16 protein-coding genes are annotated in these 26081 nt (G+C 74.4%); 1 reads left to right on the top strand and 15 read right to left on the bottom strand.

Features of this window, described 5'->3' with window-relative positions:
* The first annotated feature begins 12 nt into the window (after window positions 1-12).
* On the top strand, window positions 13-1074 hold the full coding sequence (locus ABT057_RS12565) for an Ldh family oxidoreductase (protein ID WP_352342685.1): 1062 nt from the start codon (window positions 13-15) through the stop codon (window positions 1072-1074).
* A 42-nt stretch (window positions 1075-1116) separates the two neighbouring features.
* Here the strand turns inward: ABT057_RS12565 and ABT057_RS12570 are convergent, their stop codons facing one another.
* The 15 genes from ABT057_RS12570 to ABT057_RS12640 all read right to left on the bottom strand — a co-directional run bounded on the left by ABT057_RS12570 (window position 1117) and on the right by ABT057_RS12640 (window position 26027).
* Window positions 1117-2073 carry an alpha/beta hydrolase gene (locus ABT057_RS12570; RefSeq protein WP_352342686.1) on the bottom strand — a complete coding sequence of 319 codons (957 nt, stop codon included), beginning with the start codon at window positions 2071-2073 and terminating at the stop codon, window positions 1117-1119.
* A gap of 113 nt (window positions 2074-2186) precedes the next feature.
* On the bottom strand, window positions 2187-3254 hold the full coding sequence (locus tag ABT057_RS12575; RefSeq protein ID WP_352342688.1) for a class I SAM-dependent methyltransferase: 1068 nt from the start codon (window positions 3252-3254) through the stop codon (window positions 2187-2189).
* The gene (locus ABT057_RS12580) at window positions 3251-4420 is read right to left on the bottom strand and encodes a glycosyltransferase (protein WP_352342689.1); all 1170 of its coding nucleotides are present in this window, start codon (window positions 4418-4420) and stop codon (window positions 3251-3253) included. The genes ABT057_RS12575 and ABT057_RS12580 overlap by 4 nt, the downstream gene beginning before the upstream one ends.
* Entirely contained in the window at window positions 4417-5232 is an 816-nt protein-coding gene (locus ABT057_RS12585; protein WP_352342691.1) for an alpha/beta fold hydrolase, read from the bottom strand. Before ABT057_RS12585 ends, ABT057_RS12580 begins: the two co-directional genes overlap by 4 nt.
* A gap of 3 nt (window positions 5233-5235) precedes the next feature.
* The gene (locus ABT057_RS12590) at window positions 5236-5544 is read right to left on the bottom strand and encodes an acyl carrier protein (protein WP_352342692.1); all 309 of its coding nucleotides are present in this window, start codon (window positions 5542-5544) and stop codon (window positions 5236-5238) included.
* Window positions 5541-10016, bottom strand: coding sequence for a beta-ketoacyl synthase N-terminal-like domain-containing protein (locus ABT057_RS12595; protein WP_352342694.1), 4476 nt, complete (start codon window positions 10014-10016; stop codon window positions 5541-5543). The genes ABT057_RS12590 and ABT057_RS12595 overlap by 4 nt, the downstream gene beginning before the upstream one ends.
* A gap of 8 nt (window positions 10017-10024) precedes the next feature.
* Window positions 10025-16966, bottom strand: coding sequence for an SDR family oxidoreductase (locus ABT057_RS12600; protein WP_352342695.1), 6942 nt, complete (start codon window positions 16964-16966; stop codon window positions 10025-10027).
* Between the two features lie 598 nt (window positions 16967-17564).
* Window positions 17565-18332 carry an SDR family NAD(P)-dependent oxidoreductase gene (locus ABT057_RS12605; protein WP_352342696.1) on the bottom strand — a complete coding sequence of 256 codons (768 nt, stop codon included), beginning with the start codon at window positions 18330-18332 and terminating at the stop codon, window positions 17565-17567.
* Window positions 18333-18335: 3 nt separating this feature from the next.
* Complete coding sequence (locus tag ABT057_RS12610) at window positions 18336-19484, bottom strand: acyl-CoA dehydrogenase family protein (RefSeq protein WP_352342697.1); 1149 nt, start codon at window positions 19482-19484, stop codon at window positions 18336-18338.
* A gap of 89 nt (window positions 19485-19573) precedes the next feature.
* Entirely contained in the window at window positions 19574-20371 is a 798-nt protein-coding gene (locus tag ABT057_RS12615) for an enoyl-CoA hydratase/isomerase family protein (protein WP_352342699.1), read from the bottom strand.
* The gene (locus ABT057_RS12620; RefSeq protein WP_352342700.1) at window positions 20368-21558 is read right to left on the bottom strand and encodes a CaiB/BaiF CoA transferase family protein; all 1191 of its coding nucleotides are present in this window, start codon (window positions 21556-21558) and stop codon (window positions 20368-20370) included. Before ABT057_RS12620 ends, ABT057_RS12615 begins: the two co-directional genes overlap by 4 nt.
* Before the next feature lie 2 nt (window positions 21559-21560).
* Window positions 21561-23126 carry a FadD3 family acyl-CoA ligase gene (locus ABT057_RS12625; RefSeq protein WP_352342701.1) on the bottom strand — a complete coding sequence of 522 codons (1566 nt, stop codon included), beginning with the start codon at window positions 23124-23126 and terminating at the stop codon, window positions 21561-21563.
* Window positions 23126-24274 carry an acyl-CoA dehydrogenase family protein gene (locus ABT057_RS12630; RefSeq protein ID WP_352342702.1) on the bottom strand — a complete coding sequence of 383 codons (1149 nt, stop codon included), beginning with the start codon at window positions 24272-24274 and terminating at the stop codon, window positions 23126-23128. The genes ABT057_RS12625 and ABT057_RS12630 overlap by 1 nt, the downstream gene beginning before the upstream one ends.
* On the bottom strand, window positions 24271-25227 hold the full coding sequence (locus tag ABT057_RS12635; RefSeq protein WP_352342704.1) for an acyl-CoA dehydrogenase family protein: 957 nt from the start codon (window positions 25225-25227) through the stop codon (window positions 24271-24273). The genes ABT057_RS12630 and ABT057_RS12635 overlap by 4 nt, the downstream gene beginning before the upstream one ends.
* 2 nt (window positions 25228-25229) lie before the next feature.
* The gene (locus ABT057_RS12640) at window positions 25230-26027 is read right to left on the bottom strand and encodes an enoyl-CoA hydratase/isomerase family protein (RefSeq protein ID WP_352342705.1); all 798 of its coding nucleotides are present in this window, start codon (window positions 26025-26027) and stop codon (window positions 25230-25232) included.
* Between the last annotated feature and the right edge of the window lie 54 nt (window positions 26028-26081).

Consider the following 26081-nt stretch of genomic DNA (forward strand, 5'->3'; position numbering starts at 1 on the left):
AGGCACCCTCTGATGTCCACCCCGTCTTCGAAGGTCCTGGTGCCCGCGGCGGACCTGCGCGCCTTCTCCGCGGCCCTCCTCGAGAAGGGCGGCCTGAGCGCCGGGCAGGCCCGCACCACCGCCGACGTGTTCGTCTGGGCCGCACAGCGCGGCGTCGACTCGCACGGCATCGCCCGCGTCCCCGCCTATCTCGACCTGCTCGAGAAGGGCGTCGCCAACGCCGACGCCCGGATCGTCGTCGAGTCCGCGGCGCCGGCCGCCGCCGTCCTGGACGCCGACCGCGCGCCCGGGCCGGTCGCCCTGTCCGCGGCCGCCGACGAGGCCGTGCGCCGGGCGAGGACCACCGGTGTCGCGGCCGTGGGCGTGCGGCGCACGGTGCACACCGGTGCCATCGGCTACTACGTGTCACGGATCGCCGACCAGGGCCTGGTCGGCATCGGCTTCGTCGCCGGCATGCCGAACATGGGCTACACGGGCGTCAAGGGCGCGGCGGTCGCGACCAGCCCGCTCGCCGTCGCCGTACCGGCGCGGCGGCACGCACCGCTGCTGCTCGACATGGCCACCGCCACCATCGCCCTGGGGAAGATCCGCCAGGCGAAGGCGAGCGGCACCCCGCTGCCCGAGGGGGCGGCCGCCACCGAGGACGGCACCCCGACCACCGACCCGGAGCGGGCGGTCATGCCGCTGCCGCTGGGCGGTGCGAAGGGCTCCGGGATGTCCCTCGCGTTCGAGCTGCTGACCAGCGTCCTCGTCGGCGCGCCGATCTTCGCCTCGTTCCACTCGGACGACCCGGCGGGCCGCAAGCACCGGCAGAACGCCCTGCTGATCGCCGTCGACCCGGCCGCGTTCGGCGGCGCGGACGCCTTCACCGAGGCCGTCGACGAAACCCTCGGCACCTTGAAGGGGCTGCCGGCGGCGGACGGCGCGGAGGGCGTGTTCTACCCCGGTGAGCGCAGTGCGGCCGTGGCCGCGGGGCGCGGCGAGAAGGGCATCCCGGTGGCGCCGAAGGTGTGGCGAGAGCTGGTCGAGCGCGCCGGGAGACTGGGGGTCGCCCTGCCGGAAGCCGCCGAATAGGGGAACAGCGGCTCCCGGCAGGACCTCGGCGCCCGGCGTCCCTCAGGAGGCGTCGGGCGCGGTGGCCCCCCGGATGTGACGGGCCATCAGGGCGTAGCCGGTGCGGGCCTTCTCGTCGTCGTTCGTGTCGTAGCCGTGGTCGGCGCCGGCGACCTCGTGGTGTTCGACGAGCGCGCCGGCCGTGCGCAGCCGCTCCGCGTAGCGGGTCGCCTCGGCCCGCAGCAGGTCGTGTTCGGCCGTGATCACCAGCGCCGGCGCGATGCCCGTCAGATCGGCGGTGTCGGAGGGGTGCGCGGGGGAGACGAGCGGGTGGGCGCGCTCGCGCGGGTCCGGCACGTACGAGGTGTCGAAGACCGCCGCCATCCAGGGCCGCAGCACGGGTTTGGCGGCGCCGGGCTTCGTGTCCCTGGCCTTGTCCTTGGCTCCGGTGGCGAGGTCCAGCGGCGGATAGTGCAGCACCTGGAGCGCGATGCGCGGGCCGCCCCGCTCCAGGGCCTGCCGGGCCACGGCCGCGGTGAGGCCGCCGCCGGCGCTCTGCCCGCCGACGGTGAGCCGTCCGCCGTCCCAGCCCTGCTCCGCCCCGTGTTCCGCCACCCAGGACACCACCTCGTACGCCTGGGCCGGCGGGGCCGGGAACGGGTGCTGCGGGGCGACGACGTACTTCACGTTGACCACGACCACCCCCGCCTCGGCGGCGAGGAACCGGCACAGCGCGTCGTCGATCTCCGGCATCGACACGACGTAGCCGCCGCCGTGGAAGTTGACGTGCACCGGCGGCCGGGTCGCCGTCCCGCCCGGCGGCAGGTACACCGTGACCGGGGCCGGGGCGACCGTCGTCGGGACCGTCAGCGCCCTGGTGTCGCGCGGGTACTCGGGGAGCCGGGCCTGCCAGGCGGCCGTGGAGCCGGAGCCGCCCGGCCGGCGGCTCGCCAGCCGGGTGAGCCCCTGCATCGTCCGGGCGGCGCGGGCGGCCACCGCCGGTCTGGCCAGAAGGGACATGCGCGTTCCGTTCTCCGAGCCGTACCTGAACCTTCAACCGCCAGGAATCCTGATGATTCAGCGGGTCCGAAGCTAGCACGTGGAAACCCACCTGCACACCCTTCGGTCACCGGTCAGTCGCGCCGGGCGACGAGCCGGTACGCGTTCGACACCCCCAGCCGGTGGGAGAACGGCCGGACCGCGAACCGGTCCAGCAGGGTGCCCGCGATCAGCGCGGGGATCCCGGCGATCAGCAGCGCGGCCCGCAGAGCGCGGCGCGCGGCACCCGGCGGGCCGGTCAGCCACGGCGCGTCCTCGCGCGGCGCCACGTGGTCCAGCGCGAGCCATACCGCGGCCAGCAGATCCACCGGATCGTGCGGCTCGGCGTGCTGCTCCGCGACCACCGTGAAACCCAGCTCCGTCAGCCGGTCCCGCAGATTGCCCACGGGCACGAGGTGCAGGTGCTGCGGCTGCAGCCACGGCAGCCACCAGCGGCCGAGCAGCCGGGCGTAGCGGCTCTCGGGGTCGGGCACCTCGATGAGCAGATGCCCGCCCGGCCGCACCGCCTCCCGCGCCGCCCGCAGTTCGCGGTCGGGATCGGTGGAGTGCTCCAGGTAGTGGAACATGCTCACCACGTCGTAGCGGCCGGCCAGTTCGGGCGCCAGGTCGGGGAAGGAGCCGCGGTGGCCGCGCTCCACCCGGCCCTCGCGCTCGGCGAGTTCGACCCCGTCGGTGAAGTCGAGCCCGTCGAACGTCGTCGCCGGCAGCACGTCCCGCGCGGCCGCGCAGAAATGCCCGTGCCCGGTACCGACGTCCAGCCAGGTCTTCGGCCGCGGATCGTGCGGGAGCATCGACTCGGCCCGCCCCCGGTACGCCTTCGTCCGCCCGCCGAAGGTGTCCCCGAGCTTCTTCTCGCCCAGACCGTCGTAGAAGTCCCGGTAGTAGAACTCCAGTCCCGCCGCGCTCAGCCGGGGGTTCTGGAAGGTGTGCCCGCAGCCCTCGCAGCGGTCCAGCACGAACCGGCCCGGCTTGTGCTGCAGCAGATCGGTGGTGCGCAGCCGGGTGCTGAGGGCGCCGCCGCCGCACCACGGGCAGGTCGTGCGCCGCGGCTCGAAGAAGCGGTCCAGGCCGACGGCGATGTCGGCCTGGTAGGCGGGCCGCAGCCGTGCGATCCGCTCGCCCGGCCTGCTCTCGTCGCTCATCCGAACTCCCTCGCCAGCTCGTCGAGATGGTCCGCCGCGGCCGGGGCGCCGCCCGCGGCGCGCAGTGCGGTACGGATCCGCCCGGCCGCCGCGCGGTACCCGGGCTCGTGCAGTACGGCGTCCAGCGCCGCACCCAGCTTCGGTGCCGTGACCCGGCCGAACCGCACCCGCAGCCCGGCGCCCGCGTCCACCACCTGCCCGGCCACCACCGGCTGGTCGTCGCGGATGGGCGCGACGACCAGCGGCGTCCCGAACCACAGTGCCTCGCACACGCTGTTGTGCCCGGCATGGCAGATCACCGCGCCGAGCCCCTTCTCCAGCAGGGCGAGCTGGGGCACGGAACGGGTGATCAGTACGTCCTTGTCCACGCCGTCGCCGTCGCCGTCCAGCGTGCCGCCCGGATCGACGATCACGGCCTGCACCCGGTCGGCGCGTTCCCGCAGCGCCGCACGGCACACGTCGAGGAACCGGCCGCCGACATCCGTGTTGGCGGTGCCGAGCGTGACCAGCACGGGCGAACGGCCGGGGTCGAGCCACTCCCAGGGGAAACCGGCGGAGGACGGGCGGGCGGCGATCGACGGGCCGACCCACCGGACCCCCTCGGCGGCCCCCGCGAGCTCCGGTGTGCTGAAGGCGAGCACGAGATGCGGGGAGAAGCGGGGGTCACCGCTCCGGGCGGGATCCCCGATGGCGAGACGGAGCCGGCCGAGCCGCTCGTCCACCCACTCCCGCACCCTGGGCAGCCCGGCCAGCGGATCGGTGAACTCGGCAGAGGTGGTCGCCGAGGTCGCCCACGGCAGGCCCAGCCGCTCGGCGGTGAACGCCCCGGCGAAGGCCTGCTGGTCGCTGACCACGACATCCGGCCGGAACTCCGCCACGGCCGCCCGCACACCCGGTGCCATCGCCTCGGCCAGCGGCAGGAGGTACCACTCCCACAGGAACCTCAGCGCCTCGGGGCCGCGCAGCTCGGCGGGCCGCTCGCCCCGGACGGCCCCGGCGCACGCGAACACCGCACCGGCCCCGGGGCCCGCCAGCCGTCCGGCCAGTTCGGGCTCGGGGCACACCCACGCCACCTCGTGCCCCCGCGCGGACAGCTCGGCGGCGACTCCCACGGTCGGGTTGATGTGCCCGACCAACGGCGGTACCACGAACAGGAACCGGCTCACCCGGCCGCCTCCGCGCCCACCCGTCCGGCGTGCTCGACGAGGGTCAGGACGTGCCCGCCGACCGTCCCCGACGCCTCCACCAGGATCGAGTGCTCATGCCCGGGAACGACCACCGTCCGGCAGTCCGGCAGCACCGCCTCGAGCCAGGGCGCCTGCTCGGCCAGGTCGGAGTCGCCGCCGTACACGCCCAGCACCGGGCAGCCCACCGACGCGATCTGATCCTCCGTCAGCACCCTGCTGGCGGGGATGTCCCGGGCGAGTGTGGTCCCGCGCACCAGACGGGCCGCGCCCTTGGCGAGGCGGGCGGTGTGCCGGCCGCGGTGGGCGGCGATCCAGTCGATGGTCTCGGACTCGCTGTGGGCGAGCTGCCGCACCACCCGGCCCAGGATGTCGTCCAGCTTCACCGCCCAGGCGGGGGTGGCCGGTTCGGACTCGAGGAGGGAGAGGCTGGCGACGCGCCCCGGATGGCGGGCCGCGTAGCCGAACGCGACCGTGCCGCCGTAGGAGTTGCCGACCAGGTGCACCGGCCCGCGCACCCCCAGCAGGCCGAGGAGCGCCTCCAGGTCGTCGATGTTGTGGTCCAGGGTGTAGCCGTCGGCGGGGCGCCCGCTGCGGCCGTGCCCGCGCAGGTCGTACATGACGACGTCCAGGCCGGCGGCCGCGAACGCCGGGGCGACGGTGAAGTAGTAGCTGGCCAGGCTGTCGGTGAGCAGACCGTGCACCAGCACCACGGTGGCGGTGGCCGGCCGGCCCTGACCGGGGCCGATCCGCTGTACGTGCAACCGGACGGAGCCGGTGTCGACCATCGCCATGGCTCAGCTCGCCCCCGAGGCCTTCAGACTGGTGACGACGTACTCGACGAGCCGGCCGACGGTCAGTTCGATGATCTCGTCGAGCTCCATGCCGGCCAGGAACTCCGCGAAGTTGACCCGGTCGCCGTACCGCTCCTGGAGCATCCCGGCCAGGGTCACCAGGTCGATGCTCTCCAGCTCCAGATCGCGGTTGAAGGTGGTCTGCATGCCGATCTCGGCGTCGTCGACGCCGTACTCGTCCTCCAGGAGCCGCGCGAGCATGCCGGTGATGTCGGCGAGGACGCTCTCCTCGTCGGCGGTGACGGGGGTCATCGGTCGTACTCCTTCGCTTCGGTGGGTCCCGGGTTCGCCGGAGTGGGTCCCGTGGTCCAGGCCACGACATACGTCCGGGCGGGCAGGGTCGGCGGGTTGGCGGCCTGCTCGCAGTGCACGGTGTAGGCGCGCTCCAGCCGGCCCGCGACGGTCAGCCGGTCGCCGGACGGCGTCGCGTCGAGCACCGTGAAGTCCCTCGGCCGCCCGCCGAATCCGGTGCCCTCCGCCTTCGCCACCGCCTCCTTCGCGGCCCAGAAGCGGGTGAACCAGAGGGTTTCCGGGTCACCGGTGGCGGCCAGGAGGCGCCGCAGCAGCGCGAGTTCGTCCGCGCCGAGCGCCGCGGCGAGGGTCTCGGGCGTCCGCTCGGTCACCTCCTCGATGTCGATACCGGGCCCGGGTCCCGGCGTGTGCGGCCGGACGATCGCCACGCCCGCCTCCGCGCGGTGGGCCAGCGAGACGTCCAGCGCGGGCAGTTCCCGGCCGTGCACCCCGGTGACGTACGGGCGGCCCGACTCGTCGTTGTGCACCCGCAGTTCGGCCGGGAAGACCGGGCCATCGCCGTGGTCCCACAGCCACTGCCGTACGGCGTCCTTGACCGCGATCCGGCCCAGCAGCCACTGCCGGCGCCCGCGTGGGGCGTGCGCCGCGTACCGTGAACGCTCCTCGCCGCCCAGGGAGTTGCGCATGATCAGCTCACGGGAGGCGAGGTCCGGCCAGCGTTCGTGCAGCAGCGACCAGCCGCCAGGCCGGGCCTCGGAGAGCGTGTTGCGCTCCGGGAAGCGTTCCACCGGACGGGTCTTCGGGTCGTTGTCGAAGCGGCGGTCCTGCCAGCCGTACAGCTCCGCCCACACGGTGCCGTCCACCGTCAGCTGGACGTCGGCCTCCAGGACGGTGTCGGTGAGCGAGGTGATCCGGACGAAGCACGCCACCTCCGTGCCGGGGGCCGGATGCGGGCCGTGGAACCGCATCTCCCGCATGCCGACGGGAAAGACGACCGTCCGCTCGGTACGGGTCGACATGATCCAGTAGCCGAGGATCTGGCCGACGTTGTCCAGCAGCGCGCCGGGCGCGGACGGGGTCGTGATGACCCCGCGGACGTGCCGGTCGCCGATCGCGCCGAGCTCGGTGACGCCCTGGAACGCCGGGCCGTGGAACATCCAGCGCTCCTCGTAGAGCTGGGCGGCGGTGTGGTCGGGGCGGCGTTCGGCGGCGGGGGAGACCGGCCAGGGGGCGGGAGGCGGGCCCGGGTGACGGGGGGCCAGTTCGACCGTTGCGCGGGCGCGGGGGCCGAAGGACACGGCGACGCGGCCCGGGCTCTCGGGGGTGACCGTCACCGGCACGTCGACGGCCGGGGTGGCGGTGAGCCACTCCTCGAACCGCGCGCCGTGCACGGCCACCGGCACACTGCCCGGGGCGGCCTCGGCCGCCGCGTCCATCATGTGCCGCACGATCGTCGTCGCCGGCACCACCGGCCACCGGTCGGCGACCTCGGGCCAGCCCGGGCGCTGCGGGAAGAAGCAGTGGTCGAGGAGGTGGGGCATGGTGTCGGGAGAGACGCGGACGGTGGTGCGGCGGGGGGACGGCGTGGGAGCCGCCCCGCGCGTCGGCGCCGCCGCGGTGTCCGCCGTCCCGCGCATGAGCGCCGCCGCGGTGTCCGCCGTCTCGCGCATCAGCGCGCTCAACTCGGCGGCGATCGGGGAGTGTCCGGCGAGCCCGTCCAGGGGGGAGCCGCCGTCGCCGGTACGGGGCCGCAGGCCGGTGCGCAGTTCCGCCAGCCGCTCCGGGGCGAGGGACACGAGCGCGCCCCCGAGGTCCAGCCGTACCGGCGGCCGCCCGGACCCGGAGGCCTCGCGGGCCAGGGAGGGCACCACGTCCGCCCCCGCCGTCCACAGCGCCGTCGCCACCCGGCGGAGCTGGGCGAGACCGGTACGGTGCGCGGAGTTGGCGGCCACCACCAGATGGTCGTCGCCGCCGAGGGTGTCCCCGACCAGGGATCCCAGCTGGCCGGGGCCCATCTGCACGAACACCCGGTGCCCGGAGTCGTACAGCGATCGCGCCAACTGCCGGAAGCGAACCGGCTCCAGCAGGTGCCGTACGAACAACTCCCTTATCTCCGCCTCGGATTCCGGGAAGGGTGCCGCGGTCGTCCCCGACCAGACGGGGGTGTGCGGCGGGTGCAGCCGGAACCGGTCGGCGGCCTCCTTGATCGGACCGAGGTGGGGTTCCAGCATCGGGGTGTGGAAGCCCGACCGGAACGGCAGCACCTGGCTGAGCACCCCTTGCGCGCGGAAGGACCGGACGAATTCCTCCACCTTCGCCTGAGGGCCGCACACCATCGACTGCCCGGGCGCGTTGTCGTGCGACAGGACGAGTCCGGATCCGATCGCCCGGCTGAGCGCGGCCAGCACCCGGTCGGCGGACGCGCCGATCGCGCCGAAGGCGAGCCCGGGGACGGTGACGGACTCCGGGTCGAAGTCCGCCATGAAGGCGTCGACCTCCTCCCCGGCGTACAGCCCGCCCGCCGCCATGGCGGTCCACTCGCCCACGCTGTGCCCGGCGACCGCGTCCGGCACGATCCCGCAGCGGCGCAGCGCGGTGTCGAGGAGCCGGCCCACGGCGACGACGCCGAAACCGTGCCGGCCGACGTCCCCGGTCTGTCGCCGGGGGAGCGCGGGCGCGGGCAGGCCGAAGTGGGCGGCGACGTCCTCGACCCGTGGGGTGAAGTCGCTCTCCAGGCCGGGGAAGAGGAACGCCGGCCCGCGGTGACCGGCGCCGAGGAGGGGGCCGGGCCGGAACCAGACGTCACTGCGGCCGTGCCAGGCGCGCTGTTTCGCGACCGCGCGCCGGGCGAGGGCGAGCCGCTTCGCGGTGGGGTCGACGATGCCGAGCCGGGCCGGGCCCGCGTGCGGGTGGGCGCGGTCCGGGTCGAGACCCGCCGCGCGCACGGACACGTCGTCGGTGTCGAGGAGCGCGGCGAGGCGCTCGGCCGAGCCGGCGGCGAGGAGCAGGACGCGTTCCGGTTCGCTCACCCGGGCGGCCCCCGGGACCGGCCGGGGCCCCGGCGCCTCCTCCAGCACCACATGGGCGTTGATCCCGCCGAAGCCGAACGCGTTGACGGCCGCCCGGCGCACCGGCCGCTCCGGCGTCGTCTCCCACTCCGCCGCCTTCTCCAGCGTGCGGAAGCGGGTGCGCGCCAGCGCGGGGTGCGGGGTGTCGCAGTGCAGGGTGGGCAGCAGGGTCGCGTGATGCACGGCGAGCGCCGCCTTGACCAGTCCGGCGACGCCTGCGGCGGGCATGGTGTGCCCGATCATCGACTTGACCGAGCCGAGGACGGCGTCCGGCGCACCGTCTCCCGGCCCGAACACCTCGGCCAGTGTGGTGAGTTCGGCGCCGTCACCGGCCGGTGTCGCGGTGCCGTGCGCCTCCAGCAGCCCGAGCGAGCCGGGCGCGGCGGGGTCCAGGCCCGCCGCCCGCCACGCCTGTCGTACCGCCTGGGCCTGGCCGCCCGGATCGGGGTTGACCAGTCCGGCCGCCCGGCCGTCGCTGGCCACCCCGGTGCCCCGGATCACCGCGTAGACCCGGTCGCCGTCCCGCTCGGCGTCGGCCAGCCGCTTGAGGACGACGACGCCCGTGCCCTCGCCGATCAGGATGCCGTCCGCGTCCCGGTGGAAGGGCCGGATGCGCTGGCTGGGGGAAAGGGCGCGGAGCTGGGAGAAGACGCTCCACAACGTGATGTCGTGACAGTGGTGGACACCGCCCGCGAGCATCAGGTCGCAGCGCCCGGAGGCCAGTTCGCCCACCGCCTGGTCGACGGCGACCAGCGAGGACGCGCAGGCGGCGTCCACGGTGTAGGCGGGCCCGCGCAGATCGAGCCGGTTGGCGACCCGGGAGGCGGCGAGATTGGGCACCAGGCCGATCGCCGACTCGGGACTGTCGGGCCCGAGCCGTTCGGTGAACGCCTCGCGCACCCGGTCGAGTTGATCGCCCGTCAGATCGGGCAGCAGCTCGCCGAGGGTGCGCACCAGCTGGCCCGCCGTGCGCACCCGCTGGTCGAGCCGGACCAGACCCGGGGTGAGGTAGCCGCCCCGGCCGAGGACGACGCCGACCCGCCCTCGGTCGGGGAGACGGTCGGTCCCGCCCGCGTCGTCGAGGGCGGCCGAGGCCACGTGCAGGGCGATGAGCTGGTCGGGTTCGGTGCCGGCCACCGAGTTCGGCATGATCCCGAACCGGGTGACCTCCACCTCCGCCAGCTCGTCCACGAACCCGCCGCGCCGGGCGTACACCCGGTCCGCGACGGCGGGCTCGGACGCGGCGGAGGGCCGGTAGTAGTCGGCGTCCCACCGCCCGTCCGGCACCTCGCCGATCGCGTCCACGCCGTCCCGCAGGTTGTTCCAGTACGCGTCCAGGCCGGCGGCGCCGGGCAGCAGCACCGCCATCCCGACGATCGCCACGGGCACTTGACGATCCGTCACCGGCGCCGTCACCAGCCCGAGGCGGTGTGGACGACCGCCGTGACCGACTCCTCGCCCCACGCCAGCTCCCGCAGCAGCGCCGCCGTCCCCTCCTCGGGATCGATCAGCCGGATGCCGCGCCGGGCGTACTCGCGGGCCAGTTCCGCGCCGACCATCCCGGAGTGCCCGGGCGCGGGCGCCCACGGACCCCAGTGCACGGTCACCGCCCGCCGCCCGGCGCGGGCCGCGAAGGCCGCGCCGAGGGTCTCCAGGGCGTCGTTGGCGGCCGCGTAGTCCACCTGTCCCCGGTTGCCGAGCACGGCGGAGATACTGCCGAACAGCACGGTGAACGCGGGGGCCGACGGCAGTTCCTCCAGCGCCGTGAGCAGCGCGTGCGCGCCGGTCGCCTTGGTGCCGTACACCCGCTGGAAGGACTCGGCGGACTTCTCGGCGATGAGGCGGTCCTCGATGACCCCGGCCGCGTACACCACGCCGTCGAGCCGGCCGTGCTCGGCGTGGATCTCCTTGACCGCCTGCAACACCGCGTCCTGCTCCCGGAAGTCGACCGAGCGGTAGCGCACCCGGCTTCCCAGCGCGGTCAGTTCGGCGAGCGTCGCGGTGATCTCCCGCTGCGCCAGCAGGAGTTCGGCGGCCCGGTTGATCTCGGCGGGCTTCAGACCGCCGCGCGCGGCGAGCGCGGACCGCAGTTCGGCCGGGGTGCGCGCGGCGGCGGTGTCCGCGGCCTCGGGGCCGTCCGGGGCGGGGGTGCGGCCGAGCAGCTCCAGCCGGCAGCGGGCGGCGCCCGCGAGCGTGGCGGCGAACTGCGCGGTGATGCCGCGCGCCCCGCCCGCCAGCACCACCACGGAGTCCCGCTCCAGACCGAGCGCGGCGGCCTCGGCGGCCCCGTCCCCGGCCGGTCCCGCGCCCGTGCTGCCGAGCGCGCTCAGCGGCGCCTCGGCCAGTTCGAAGCCGTACCGGCCGTCCGCGGTGCGCACCACGACCGGCGTACGGTCCGCGGCGACGGCCTCCGCGACCACGGCGTCCGCGACGGCGGACGCCGAGGCGTCGGCCAGGTCGACGACCCGCGCGACGGTCTCCGGGTACTCCCGCGCCACGGTCCGGAACAGCCCGCGCAGCCCCGCCGAGCGCGCGTCGGGCGTCCCTCCCCCGGCATGCCGGACGGCCAGCAGCCAGCGCGGGCCCCGGGCGAGGGCCGCCTTCAGCACGGGGAACGCGTCCGGCAGCACCGGCGTGTCGTCCCCGGCGCCCGCGAGCGCCCCGACGTACAGCACCCCGTCCACCGGCCCGTCGGCCTCCGCCAGCACATGGTCCCGGCTCCGTACGACGACCTCGGCGCCGTGGGACTCCAGCCGGGCGGCGCTCTCGGGGGCGTCCCCGAGGACGGCCCAGCGGGTGCCGGGCAGCACGGTGGCGGGGTCGGCGGCCGCGCCGTCCTCGTCGCCGAGCAGGACCGGCCGCAGGACGTGCCGTTTCGGCGAATCGCCGGTGACCCGGCCGGTGTCGTCGGCCGGGACGGGGGTGCCCGGGGTGTCGTCGGCCGGGACGGGGGTGTCCGGGGTGGCTTGCGCGGCCGGGGCGCCGTCGCCCAGCCGGGCCGTGAGCCAGTCGGTCACCGCGGCGGCCGTGCGCGCCTTCGCCAGTTCCTCCAGCTCGGTGTCGTCCAGCGCGGTCAGGTCCGCCGCCCCTCCCGCGCCGAGCCGCTTCGCGAGCTCACCGGCGATCTCGGCCCGCTTGATGGAGTCGATGCTGAGGTCCGCCTCCAGGTCGAGGTCGGGCTCGATCATGTCGACGGGATAGCCGGTGCGTTCGCTGATGATCTCCAGGACGACCTGCTGGACGTCGGTGCCGCCGGCGGACGCGGCTTCCTCCGAGGGCGCCGGCCCGGGCGCCGGCTGCGGCGGTGCCACCGGGAGTTGCGCAGCCGCCTGGACCGCCTGGGGCTGCTGCACCGCCACGGGTGTCCGGGACTGCTGCACCACCACCGGGGCCGCGATCTGCGCCGCCGGGTTGCCGCCGAAGTAGGTGAGCAGCACGTCCCGTTGGGCGGCGATCATCTCCCGGCTGGTGCGCAGGAACTCGGAGATCAGCGCGTCCCGGTCGGACGGGACGCCGTGCGGGGGGTTCGTCGTCACAGTCGTCACAGTCCTCTCGAGGGGGTCCACGACTCGTCGGGCCGGCGCCAGCGCACCGGGCAGGAGGGCGCCCGCGGCGGTGCGGACCAGCTGCCCGTCCACCGTCCATCCGGGCCGCTTCGGTACAGGGGCACGTACGGCGTCCACCGCGTCCCGGCCGCGCACCAGCCACCCGGTGCGCACCGGCAGCCCCAGGGCCGCGAGCCGGGCCAGGGCGTCCAGCCAGCCGCGCAGACCGCCGTCGGGCCGGGGCTCGCAGGCCACCGTGCGGTGCGGGCGGTCGCCGAGGATCTGTCCGACCAGCCGGGTCAGCACGGACCCGGGACCGGCCTCGACGAACACCCGTGCACCCGCCTCGTACATGGCCTCGATCTGGCGGACGAAGGCGACGGGCGCGCCGATCTGCGCGGCGAGTTCGGCCCGTACCGCGTCCGGGTCGGCGGCGTAGGGGGCGGCCGTGCGGTTGGACCACACCGGGAACTCGGGTGCGTGCACCGGGCGGGCGGCGAGCGCCTCGGCGAACCGGTCGCCGGCGCCCGCGACGAGCGGGCTGTGGAAGGCGCAGGCGACCGGGATCCGCTTGGCCCCGAGACCCGCCTCGCGCAGCAGCCGTACGGCTTCGGTGACGGCGTCGGTGGGACCCGAGACCACCGTCTGTCCGGGGGAGTTGAGGTTGGCGAGGACCACGGAGTCCGGTGCGCCCGCCGCGCGCAGGGCGCGGGTCACCTGCTCGGCGCCGGCCGCGACGGCGGCCATGGTGCCCGGTTCCTCCCCGGCGGAGGCGGCGGCCTCGAGGATCGCCGCCGCCCGCTCGGTGCTCAGCTCCAGCAGCGTCTCGGGGTCGAGGGCACCGGCCGCGCAGAGGGCGACCAGCTCGCCGTAGCTGTGCCCGGCCGCCATGTCCGGGCGGATCCCGGCCGCGCCGAGCACGGCGTGCGCGGCGAGCCCGGCGACGCCGAGCGCGGGCTGTGCGACCCGGGTGTCGGTGAGCGCCGTCCGCTGCCGTTCACGGGTGGCGTCGTCGAAGGCGGCCGGCGGATACAGCGCGTCGGCGTGGGCCCGGCCGAGCTCCAGGTAGCTCCGCAGCTCGGGGAAGGCCACGAAGAGGTCGGCGAGCATGCCGGTGCGCTGACTGCCCTGCCCGGGGAAGAGGAAGGCGACCTTGCCGTCCTGCGGGTCGTGGGCGTGCAGCCCGTGCCCGGGGTCGGCCTCGCCGCGCAGCGCCCGCCGCAGTTTGGCGACGAGGTCGTCCACGTCGTCCGCCACGACCGCGACCCGCACCGGGTCCGTGCTCGCGTCCGACCGCCGGGCGGCGCTCAGTGCCAGGTCGCGCAGCCGCCACGGCCGGCCCGTCGTCTCCGCGGCCTTCAGCAGTTCCTCGACCGCGCGGTGGGCCGCGGCCTCGTCGCGTCCGCGGAAGACGAACAGCTCGGCCGGCCAGGCGTCCAGGCCCCGCACGGGCGGCGCGCCGTCGGCGTAGGCCCGCAGGACCAGGTGGAAGTTGGTGCCGCCGAAGCCGAACGCGCTGACTCCGGCGACCCGTTCCGCCGCGGGCGCCGCCCAGGGCCGGGCCTCGGCCTGGAAGGCGAACGGGCTGCTGTCCGCGTCCCAGGCCGGGTTGGGCGCCTCGACGTGCAGCGTCGGCGGCCTGACGCCCGTGTGCAGCGCCAGCAGTGTCTTGATCATCCCGGCCAGTCCGGCGGCGCACTTGGTGTGCCCGATCTGCGACTTCACCGAACCGAGCACACAGTCACCGGACTTCGCCCCGGCCTCCGTGAACACCTCGCTGAGGATGCGGAGTTCGGTGCGGTCGCCGACGACGGTCCCGGTGCCGTGCGCCTCCACGAGCCCGACGTCCGCCGGGGAGACGCCCGCGTTGCGGTACGCCCGCTCGAGGGCCGAGCGCTGCCCCTCGGGCCTCGGCGCGGTGAGACCGAGGGAGCGGCCGTCGCTGGAGGCGCCGAGGCCCTTGATGACGCCGTAGATCCGGTCGCCGTCGCGCTCGGCGTCCGCGAGCCGCTTGAGGACCACGCAGGCCACGCCCTCGCCGAGCGCGATGCCGTCGGCCGAGCCGTCGAAGGCGCGGGAGCGGCCGGTGGGGGACAGCGCGTGGACGGAGGAGAACAGGACGTAGTCGTTGATGCCGTTGTGCAGGTCGGCGCCGCCGCACAGCACCACGTCGGAGGTGCCGCCGATGAGTTCCTTGCAGGCGACGTCCACCGCGGCGAGCGAGGACGCGCAGGCCGCGTCGACGGTGTAGTTGGCGCCGCCGAGGTCGAGCCGGTTGGCGATCCGCCCGGAGATGACGTTGGCGAGCATGCCCGGGAAGGAGTCCTCGGTGAGCCGCGGCAGCTGGTCCTCGAGGCCCGCCGGGACCTCGCCGTAGTAGGACGGCAGCACGGCCCGCAGCGTGGCCGCGTTCGACAGGTCGCTGCCCGCCTCCGCGCCGAACACCACGGAGGTGCGGGAGCGGTCGAACTCCCGCCCCTTGTCGCCGTATCCGGCGTCCTCCAGCGCCCGCCGGGCGGCCTCGAGGGAGAGCAGCTGCACGGGCTCGATGTTGCCGAGGGACGCGGGCGGGATGCCGTAGCGCAGCGGGTCGAAGGGGATCGGCGGCAGGAAGCCGCCCCACTTGGACGTCGTCGACCCGCCGTGGTGGACGGCCGGGTCCCAGCGGTCGGCCGGGACCTCGCCGACCGCGTCCACCCCGCCGACCACGTTCGCCCAGAAGGCGTGCAGGTCGGGTGCCTGCGGGAACATGCACGCCATGCCGACCACGGCGATGTCCAGTGGTGCGGGCGCCGCCGGCGCCGCGGCCGGCTCCGGCCTCAACTCGGCGGCCCGCAGCGCGAGATGTTCGGCCGCACCGGTGGTCACCGACGCGTGCAGCGCCGCGAGGGTGGTGGTCGCCGAGCGCAGCACGGCCACCTCCCCGGCCATGAACATCCCCTCGGCGGACTGGCGTCCCTCGTCCACGGGGGTGAGGGAGCCGTCGTCGTCCCGGGTCACGCCCTTGCTCGCGAGGCGCAGCCGGCCGACGTTGAGGCGCTCCAGCTCCTCCCAGATCTGCCGGTCGGGCACGCCCGCGGCCCGCAGCCGGGCCTCCTCCTCGCGGTATCCGGCGGCGAACGGACTCGGCACACAGCGGGTGGCGTGCCCCGGGGCCGACTCGAGGAGCGTGGTGCGGTCGGCCTCCAGCACCTGCCGCTGGAACAGTGGCCGGATCGCGCCGTGTGCCACCGCCTCCTCGGTGAAGAGGTACGCCGTGCCCATCAGCACACCGGCCGCGGCGCCGCGCGCGGTCAGCGGGGCGGCCAGCGCGGCGACCATCGCCGCCGACCGCTCGTCGTGCACCCCGCCCGCGAAGAACACCTCGATCTCCGGGGCCGTGGCGTCGTCCAGGTAGTCTTCCAGAACGGCGAGTTGGGCCTCCCAGAGCGGAAAGCTGGCCCGTGGGCCCACATGCCCGCCGCACTCGGAGCCCTCGAACACGAACCGTCGCGCTCCTGCCTGGAGGAACTGCCGCAGCAGCCCCGGGGACGGCACGTGCAGGAAGGTCCGGATGCCGTCCCGCTCCAGCGCCTGGGCCTGGGACGGCCGGCCGCCCGCGATGATCGCGTGCGTCGGCCGCAGCTCCCGTACGGCCTCCAGCTGGGCGGCGCGCAGGTCCTCCGGCGCGAAGCCGAGCACGCCCACGCCCCAGGGCCGGCCCGCCACCGCCTCCCGGGTCTCGGCGAGCATCGCCCGCGCCCGGTCGCCGTCCGCCAGCGCCAGCGCGAGGAACGGCAGCGCCCCGGCCCCCGCGACCGCGGCGGCGAACCCCGCCTCGTCGCTGACCCGCGTCATCGGTCCCTGGGCGACGGGCAGCGGCGTGCCGAGCGCCCGGCTCATCGGCGACCCGTCCCGCAGTGCCCGTACCGCCGTGTCGTCGCGTACGGCGTCGAGGACCGCGTCCCGCAGCGCGCGTACGGTCCGCCGTACATCACCCCAGCGCTCGGCGAAGCGGGCGGCGAGGAAACCGTCCTGGCCCACCGGGAGCAGCTGGGTGTGCGGGTCCTGCGCGCCCAGCAGCGCGGCCACGGTCTCCGGCCCGGCGCCGTCCGGCACCCGGGGGGCGTCGGGGCCGCGCCGCAGCAGCACCCGGTGACCCGCCACGACGGCCGTCTCCGAACCGTCCATCGCGCGCAGCGCGGCGGCCGCCGGTTCGGGCAGCGCCGACTCGGCGAGCAGCGCGAGCTGGCTGTCGAGGACGACACCGGCCGCCCCGCCGGCCATCGCGGCGGCCGCCGTGCGCGGGCCGATGCCGCCGCACGCCCACACCGGCAGTCCCAGGCCGGGGGCGGCGAGCAGGTGTTGGAGCAGGACGAAGGTGCTCAGCTCACCGATCCGGCCGCCGCACTCCGCGCCCCGCGCGATCAGCCCGTGCGCTCCGGCGTGCACGGCCTCCCGCGCGGCGGCCGGCTCGGTGACCTCCACCAGCACGCGGTACCGGCCCACGAGATCCGAGGCCTGCCAGGGCGCGCCCGCGGCGAGGACGACGGTGTGCGGGCCGGCGGGCGGGGGACCGGCCGTCCCGGTGCCGGAGGGTTCGAGATCGGCGGGCGAGAGCCGGCAGCCCGGGCCGACGCGGACGCCGAACGCGCCGGGTGCCGTGCGGCGCAGCCGGGCCAGCGCCTCGCGCGCTCTGCGCCCGCCGTGCCCCAGATCGAGCACGCCGAGGCCACCGGCCCGGCCGACGGCCTGGGCGAGCCCGGCGTCGGGCTCACCGAACGGAGTGATGCCGATGATCATGTCCTCGGAACGCGCAGCGGACGTCATGATTCTCCGAATCAAGGTGAAACCGCAGGGTGGGGGGTTCAGGACAGCAAAGGCGGTGCACCGCATTCCGGCGGGTGCAGATCACCGCGGAACGCCGACTGAAACGCGTGCTCGAAACGTGTTGAAAGGTAGTGGTGTGATTACTCGCGGGTCAACAAGCGAACGGTCGGCCGGTAACCAGCCGAAGGGATTCGGTCAGTCGCGGGTGGCCGGGCAGGGGGTAGGAAATCGGATGAATTCCTTTTCGGCACGGCCCCGTTCACTCTTGAAACACGCCGTGGAAACACAAATGATCGCGAAAAATGGGTTCCTATGGACCGCATGTCCGAATCCTGCGGTGCATTTCCGGCCCGGCGTGGCGTCCAGGGAAAATCTGTGTGTCGGACGGGGAGTGACCGGTAAAAGGCTGTTTCCTCTGCCGGACGGGGTCTTGACGTGGGGCGATCTCGTACCAACAGTCTTCTGACTGCGCAGTCGGGCCGGACTTCGGGAGCCTGCTCCGGGTATCTCTGCGCGAGGCGCTCGACCCGCCTCCGCGGATGTCGTACGGACGGCGTACGGCCGGCGTACGGGCGGCTCACGTCGGCGGGGGAGCCCTTCACACGCTGTAGCCGCCGTCCACCCCCAGCGCCTGTCCCGTGATGAACCCGGCCCGGTCCGAGGCGAGGAAGGACACCGCCTCCGCGATGTCCGACGCCGCGCCGAAGCGGCGCAGCGGGATGTTGCGCCGGGTCACGGCGAGGGCCGCCTCGTCCAGTTCGCCCGACGCGATCAGCCGGGCCGCGATGCCGTCGCTCAGCATGCCGGGCGCGACACAGTTGACGCGGACCCCGTAGCGGCCCTCCTCGGCGGCCAGGGCCCTGGCAACCGCCTCGACGGCGCCCTTCGCACCCGAGGACAGCCCGTCCCGGACCGGGAACCTGCGGGTGGCGACCGTGGTGACCGCGACGACGCTGCCCCGGCTCGCCCGCAGCGGCGGCAACGCGGGATGCACGAGGTTGAAGAACGCCACCGCGTCCGCCTCGAGCTGCGCCCGGTACTCGCCCGGCGACACCCGGCTCAGATGCCGCATCGGCACATGCGGGCCCGCCGCGTACACCAGCGTGTGGATCCCGCCGTACGCCTCGGCCGTCCCGGTCACCGTGCGGGCCGTCGCCTCCTCGTCGGTGAGGTCGAGCGGCAGCGCCGCCACCGCCTTCACCTCGTCTGCCAGCACCCGCGCCGCCTGCCCGCCCGTCCGGTAGGTGAACGCGACCGCGCTGCCGCGCGCGGCCAGCGCCCGTACGACCGCCGCGCCGATGCCGCCGGTGCCGCCCGCGACGAACGCGACGCCCGGACGCTCCGAGAAGTCCTCGACGACCCGCATGGCTCACAACCCCAGTGACTTGGCGATGATGACCTTCATGACCTCGCTCGTCCCGGCGTAGATCCGGGTGATGCGGGCGTCCGCGTACAGCCGGGCGATCGGGTACTCCAGCATGTAGCCGTATCCGCCGAAGAGTTGAAGACACCGGTCGACCGCGCGGGCCTGCGCCTCGGTGCAGAACAGCTTGACCTTCGCCGCGTCGGCGCCGGACAGCCGGCCCTCGACGAGTTCGAGGACGGCCCGGTCGAGCATGGTCTGCGCCGCCTCCAACTCAGCTGCCACGGCGGCGAGTTCGAACTTGGTGTGCTGGAAGGAGGCGACGGTCCGCCCGAATGCCCTGCGTTCCTTGACATAGGCGATCGTCGTGTCCAGCGCGGCCCTCGTCTGGGCCACCGAACCGACGGCGACCGTCAGCCGCTCCTGGGGGAGGTTGCGGCCGAGGTAGGAGAACGCGGCGCCCTCCTCGCCGAGCCGGTTGGCGACCGGCACCCGGACATCGTCGAAGGCCAGTTCGACGGTGTCCTGCACCTTGATGCCCATCTTGTCCAGCACCCGCCCGCGCGTGAAACCGGGCATGCCGTCCTCGACCACGAGCAGGGTCAGCCCCGCCCGCCGGTCCTCCGGATCCCGCGAGGTCCGCGCCACGACGATCACCAGGTCCGCGAGCAGCCCGCCCGTGATGAACGTCTTCGCGCCGCTCAGCACATACGCGTCCCCGTCGCGTACCGCGCTCGTCCGGATCCCGGCCAGGTCGGAGCCGGTGCCGGGCTCGGTCATCGCGATCGCGGTGAGCAGCTTCCCGGAGGCGAGCCCCGGGAACCAGCGCTGCCGCTGACCCGCGTCGGCGTAGGCGAGGAAGTACGGCAGGATCACGTCGAGCTGGGTGCGGACCGTGCCCAGGGTGACCAGGGCGCGGGCGGCCTCCTCCTGGAGGACGACGTTGTAGCGGTAGTCCGGCAGTCCGCCACCGCCGTACTCCTCCGGCACAGCCATGCCCAACAGGCCCAGCGAGCCCAGCAGTTCGAAGAAGGAACGCGGCAGCCGGCCGGCCTTCTCCCACTCGGTGTAGTACGGCACCACCTCGTTCGCCACCACGTCCCGGACCAGGGCGCGGAACGTCTCGTGATCGTCGGTGAAAAGCGTGCGCTGCACGGACGGCTCCCGTCAGAAGGCGAGTTCGACCAGGGCGGTCTGCTTCCCGGCCGGCGGACGCACCGCCGCCACGGTCACCGCTTCCCGCATCATGTGTCCTCCGTCCGTCCCGGCACCGCCCAGCGGCCCGTGAAGCCCGGTGTGCGCTTCTGCGCGAACGCGGCGAACGCCTCCCGGGCGTCGGCGGAGGCGAAGTTGACCGACTGGGCCCGCGCCTCGCCCGCCAGGGCGTCCCGCAGCGTGCGGTCGGCCCCCTCGTTCAGCAGGGCCTTGGTCTGCGCGAGCGCCACCGGCGGGCCGGCCGTGAGCCGCGCGGTGAGGTCGTCGACGAAGGCGTCCACCTGGTCCCCGTCCACCACCCAGGTGACCAGACCCAGCGCACGCGCCTCAGCCGCGTCGAGCGTCTCCGCCAACAGGGCCAGCCGCTTGGCCTGTTGGAGGCCGATGAGCTTCGGCAGCAGCCAGGTTCCGCCGAGGTCCGGGGAGAGGCCGCGCCGGGCGAAGATCTGGGAGAACGTCGACTCGGGGGTCGCGACGACCAGATCGCAGCCGAGCGCGAGGTTCCAGCCCGCGCCCACCGCGGGCCCGCACACCTTGGCCACCGTCGGCATCGGCAGCTCGTGCAGCAGCAGCGCCACCTCGGTCAACGTCCGCATGCGGTACAGGGGATGGGGCTCGCCGAGCGGCCTGGAGAGATCCGCCCCGGAGCAGAACGCCCCGCCCGCCCCGGTCAGCACGACGGCCCGTACGTTCCGGTCGCCGCCCGCCTCGGCGAGGGCCGCCCGCAGGGCTTCCCAGAGTTCGGCGTCGAGGGCGTTCCTGCGGTGCGGACGGTTGAGTGTCAGGGTGCGCACCCCGTCCCGGTCGTCCGTCAACAGCACGGTCACCGCACGACCCCCCGCCCGTGAAGCGCGGCGATCTCCTCGCCGGTGTAGCCCAGTTCGGCGAGGACGGCGTCCGTGTGCTGCCCGAGGGCGGGTATCGCGCCCATCGGCGGCTCGTACCCGGAGATCACCGGAGGCGGCAGCAGTGCCTGCACCGGCCCGTTCGGTGTCTCGATCTCCCGCCACCGGTCACGCGCCGCCAGATGCGGGTGGGCGACGACCTCGCTCGGCGTGTTGTAGCGGGCGTTGCCGATACCGGCCGAGTCCGCGCGCTCCTGGACGTGCCCCAACTCGTGCCGCGCACACCAGGCGGCGATCTCCGCGTCGAGGACCGCCCGGTGCTCGACCCGTCCGGCGTTGCTGCGGAACCGCTCGTCGTCCGCGAGGTCGGGACGGCCCAGCAGCCCGCGCGCGAGCCGGTCCCACTCGCGGTCGTTCGTCGTCCCGAGGACGACGGTCTGCCCGTCGGCCGTCCGGTACGCGCCGTACGGTGCCACCGCCGGCGAGCTCATGCCGAGCGGCAGCTGTTCCACACCGGTGTGCCGGGTGTACGTCAGCGGGTAGCCCATCAGCTCGGTCATCGTGTCGAACAGGCTCACCGCCGCCGAACCGGCCGGCCGGCCCCGGCCCTTCGCGAACAGCAGCGCCACCGCGGACAGCGCCGCGTACAGCCCGCTCGACACATCGGCCACCGGCGGCCCCGGCTTGGCGGGCTCACCCGGCCGGCCCGTCACCGCGCACACCCCCGACTCGGCCTGGACGAGCAGGTCGTAGGCGCGCTTGTGGGAGAGGGGGCCGCCGGGGCCGTACCCGTCGATCTCGACCGGGATCAGACCGGGATGCCGTACCGCCAGGTCGGCGGGGGAGACGCCCAGCTTGGCGGTGGCGCCCGGGGTGAGGTTGGAGACGAGGACGTCGGCCCGGTCGAGCAGCCGGTGCAGTACCGCGAGCCCCGCCTCGGACTTCAGGTCCAGGGCCACCGACTCCTTGCCCCGGCCGAGCCAGACGAAGTGCGCCCCGAGTCCGCGCACGACGTCGTCGTAGTGCCGGGCGAAGTCACCGCCGTCCGGGTTCTCCACCTTGACGACCCGGGCACCGAGGTCGCCGAGCGTGCGGGTGCACAGGGGCGCCGACACGGCCTGCTCCAGCGCCACGACGGTGATCCCGGCGAGGGGTCCGCTCGCTGCCATCCTCAGGCTCCGAATTCCGCGCGCAGTTCGTGCTTGAGCACCTTCTGGCTGGCGTTGCGCGGGAGCCGCTCCACGAACCGCACATGGCGCGGCACCTTGAAGTTGGCCATGTGCGCCCGCGCCCACGCGACGACGTCGGCCTCGGTGACCTCCGCCCCCGGTCCAGGGACGACGAAGGCGCAGCCCACCTCCCCGAGCCGCTCGTCCGGCACCCCGATCACCGCGACCTGGGCCACGGGCCCGTAGCCGAGGAGCAGCTTCTCGATCTCCGCGGGGTAGGCGTTGAACCCGCCGACGATGAACATCTCCTTCTTGCGGTCGACGACGGAGAGATGGCCGGCCTCGTCGACACGCCCGACGTCCCCCGTGTGCAGCCAGCCGTCGGGGTCGACGGTCTCGGCGGTCGCCCCGGGATCGTCCCAGTAGCCACGCGTGACGTTGTAACCGCGGACGAGGATCTCGCCGACGCCCTCCGCGCCGTCGATACGGACCTCGACACCGGGGATGGGGCGGCCGGTGGTGCGGGCGACCGTCTCCTCGCTGTCGCCGGGGCGGGTCGAGGTGACCAGCGCCGTCGACTCGGTGAGCCCGTAGGCGCTGAGCACGATGTCGAAGGAGAGGTCCTTCCTCATCGCGCGGATCAGGGACTCCGGGATCGTCGTGCCGCCGGTCATGGAGACCCGCAGGGAGGAGAGGTCGCGCAGGGGGCGGTCGGGGTGGCCCAGCAGGTCGTGGAAGACCGTGGGCGGACCGAGCAGGATGCTCACCCGCTCCCGTTCGATGATCTCGAGCGCCCGCCCGGCGTCGAAGACCGGCATCGGGATCACGGTCACACCGTGCAGGAAGGACGCCAGCCAGCCCGCCTTGTAGCCGAAGCAGTGGAAGAACGGCGGGACGACGAGGAAGGTGTCGTCGGCGCGGAAGGTGTACTCCTCGGACATCCAGCCGTACGCGCGCAGCGACTGGCCGTGGGTGAGGATCACGCCCTTGGGGTGGCCGGTGGTGCCGGAGGTGAACATCACGTCGGAGGGCTGGTCAGGGGTGAGCCGGTCGACGGCGGCGTGCGCGTCCGTCGACCGGTCTCCCGCTGCCAGGAACTCGTCCCAGGAGAGCCCGGCCGACCCGCGCGGCCCGAGCATCGAGACCGTCTTCTCCAGCGCGGGCAGCCCGGGGTCGGCCGCCCGGAGATCGCCGATGTGGTCGGTTCCCAGGAAGGACGCGGCGGCGAACAGAGCCTTCGCACCCGACTTGCGCAGGATGTAGGAGATCTCCTGTGCCTTGAAACGGGTGTTGAGCGGGACGAGGATCCCGCCGGCGCCCTGCACGCCGAGCGCGGCGACGATCCACTCCGCCGAGTTCGGCGCGCACAGGCCCACCCGGTCGCCGGGTCCGATGCCGAGCGCGACCGCCGACCGCACGGACCGCAGCATCAGCGCCTCCAGATCGCAGAAGCTCAGGCGCTGTTCACCGTCCACCAGGGCGGTCGCGTCGCCGAACCGGCGTGCGGCGAGCCTGATGACGTTCGGGATGCTCCGGAACTCCTGGTCGTGAAGCTCGAGTCGACCCATCAGCCGTCTCCGTCGGTCAGGCGCAGCACGCGCTTGGCGATGATGTTCCGCTGGATCTGCGAGGTCCCGCCGTACACGGACGCGGCGCGGGAGTAGAGGTACTCGGCGAGAAGCTCGCCGCCCGGCCCGTGCAGCTCCTCCGGAAAGACCTTCAACGCGGTCGCGTACAGGCGCTGTTCGGCCCCGGTCATCAGCAGTTTGTCCACCGACGACTCCGGTCCGGCCGCCTGCCCGGCCAGCCGCTCGGCGATCCGGCGGCGGGTGTGCGCGAGCAGCACCTCGTAGTCGACGAAACACCGCCCGATCTCCGACAGCAGCCCGTCCGGCAGCTCCCCGGCCCGCTCGCGTGCCGTCCGCCGCAGCCGCTCCACCAGCAGCCCGTACTTCGACAGATGCCCGGTGTCCAGCGCGTTGCGCTCGTACGACACCGTCGTCATCGCCAGCGCCCAGCCGTCCCCCTCGGCCCCGATCCGCTCCTCCCCGGCCAGCCGTACGTCGTCCAGGAACAGTTCGCAGAACTCGTCGTCGCCATTGGCCGCCCGCAACGGGCGTACGGTCACCCCCGGCCGGTCCAGGGGCAGGACGAACGCGGTGATCGAGGCGTGCGGGGCAGCGGCGCGGTCGGTACGGGCGAGCAGGAGACAGTGGTCGGAGTACTGGGCGTAGCTCGTCCAGAGTTTCTGGCCGCGCACGGTGTAGTGGCCGTCGGCGTGGCGCTCGGCGAACGTGCTCATCCCGGCGAGGTCGGAGCCGGCACCGGGCTCGCTGAAACCCTGGCACCACACGTCGTCCCCGGCGAGCATGCGCGGCAGCAGCCGGCGGCGCTGCTCCTCGGAGGCGAACTCCAGCAGGGCGTGGGCGAGATAGCCGATCCGGGGCACGCCGGGTGCGCCCCGCGCCCCCAACTCGTCGCTCACGGCGATCTGGTGAAGGGAGGTCAGGCCACGGCCGCCGTACTCCTCGGGAACGTCGAGGCCGACCCAGCCGCCGGAGTGCAGCAGGCGGTGCCAGCGGTGGAGGAAGACGGGGAGCGGTTCGCCGGGGAGGCGTGCGGGGAGCGGGTGTCCGGTCAGCCAGGTGCGGAACTCGGCGCGCAGCTTCTCCAGGCCGGCCGGGTCGCCGAAGTCGAGGGGGGTGTCCGTGGTCATGCCGCCTCCTCCGGCCGGGCCAGCGCGGTCAGCAGGTCGGCGGTCGTCGCGAGGACGTTCGCGCCGACCAGGACCCTGCGCAGATACAGATGGGCCACGTGCTCCCAGGTCTGGGCGATCCCGCCGAACACCTGCATGCCGGTGTACACCGCCTCCACGGCCGAGGAACCGGCCTCCGCCTTGGCGACCCGGGCCGCGGTGAGCGCCCGGCCGGCCGGCTCGTGGTCCAGGCACCAGGCCGCGTACCGGACGGCGCTCGCTCCCGCCTCCGTCAGGACGGTCGCGTCGGCCAGCAGGTGCCGTACGGCCTGGAAGGAGCCGATGGGGCGCCCGTACTGGCGGCGCTCGCGGGCGTAGTCCACGCTCAGCCTGACGAACTCCCTTGCCGCACCGACGAGTTCGCTCGCCACGATCACCAGGGCGTACGCCTGCCAGTGGCGGTGGTCCTCGGGGGCGAGCCGTCCGACGAGCGGGCCCGGGTGGGCCGCGCGGACCGCGCGGAGCAGGTCGGCGGTGGGGGCCGGATCACCCAACTCGACCCGGGTGACGGCCCCTTCGGCGTCCACGCACAGCGCGCCGTCGGCGCCCTCGCAGTCCCAGGCGACGAGTGCGCGGGGGTTCGCGGAGGGGAAGCGCAGGTCGGGGGCGAGGGCGATGGTGGGAGTGCCGTCCACACCGCCCACGAGGCGGGCCAGCTCGGGGGCGAGCAGGACCGTCCCCAGCAGGGACGTGGTCAGCGGCAGCCGGCCGTGTTCCTCGGCGAGCAGCGCGCACTCCTGCACGGTCGCCACCGGCGGCGCCGTACGCCTCAGGCCGGCCAGGCCCAGTGCCTCCAGCGCCTGCTGGGCGGTGGTGCGGGCCGCGGGCTTCGCCTCGTCGGCGGAGCCGACCCGGTGCCGGGCCGCGAACGACCGCAGGAGATCGCGGACGAGCAGGAACTCCCCGGACTCCACGCTCACTCCTCCCCGTCGGCCGCGCGGCGGCCGGCCCGCGAGGCGAGTGCTTCGACGATGCGGATGTGGTCCGGGCTCGTCATGGTGGACCGTTCGGCGAGCAGCGCGGCCTCCATGCCGCCCCGGGAGACCTGCTCCACCACCGCCGCCAGCGCCGCCTTCGTGGCGCGCAGGGCCTCGGCGGGCTGCGCGGCGAGCCGGCGGGCCAGGACGAGCGCCTCGTCGAGCAGCCGGTCGCCGGGCACGACCCGGTTGGCCAGGCCCAGTTCGACCGCCGTGGCCGCCGGGATGCGGTCGCCGGTGAAGAGGTACTCCTTCACCCGCAGCAGGCTGGTCAGCAGCGGCCACAGTGTGACCCCGCCGTCGCCCGCGACCAGACCGACCGACACATGCGGGTCCGCCAGATACGCGTCCTCGGCCATCAGCACCAGGTCGCAGCCCAGGGCCAGCGAGCAGCCCAGGCCCACGGCGGGGCCGTTGACGGCCGCGACGACCGGCAGCGGGAAGCGGATCATGTCGGTCTGGATCGTCCGGTCCAGCCGGATCGACCGCTCCCGCAGCTCCGGGTCGGTGTGGTGGCGGCGCAGATGGTCGAAGTCACCGCCCGCGCTGAACGCCCGGCCCGCGCCGGTCAGCACGACCGCGCGCGCCCCGCTGTCGTCCGCGAGTTCGCGCCACACCTCGGAGAGCCTGCGGTGCAGCTCTTCGGAGACGCCGTTGAGCCGGTCGGGGCGGCTCAGGGTGACGATGCGGATGTCTCCGTCGGAGGCCACGGTCAGTACGGGACTCACCTCGCTCATACCGGGATGGTATTGAAGGTCGGACCGAAACTGTCAATGGGGTTGCACATATTT

Source organism: Streptomyces sp. NPDC002588, assembly GCF_040295925.1.
Lineage (GTDB): Bacteria > Actinomycetota > Actinomycetes > Streptomycetales > Streptomycetaceae > Streptomyces.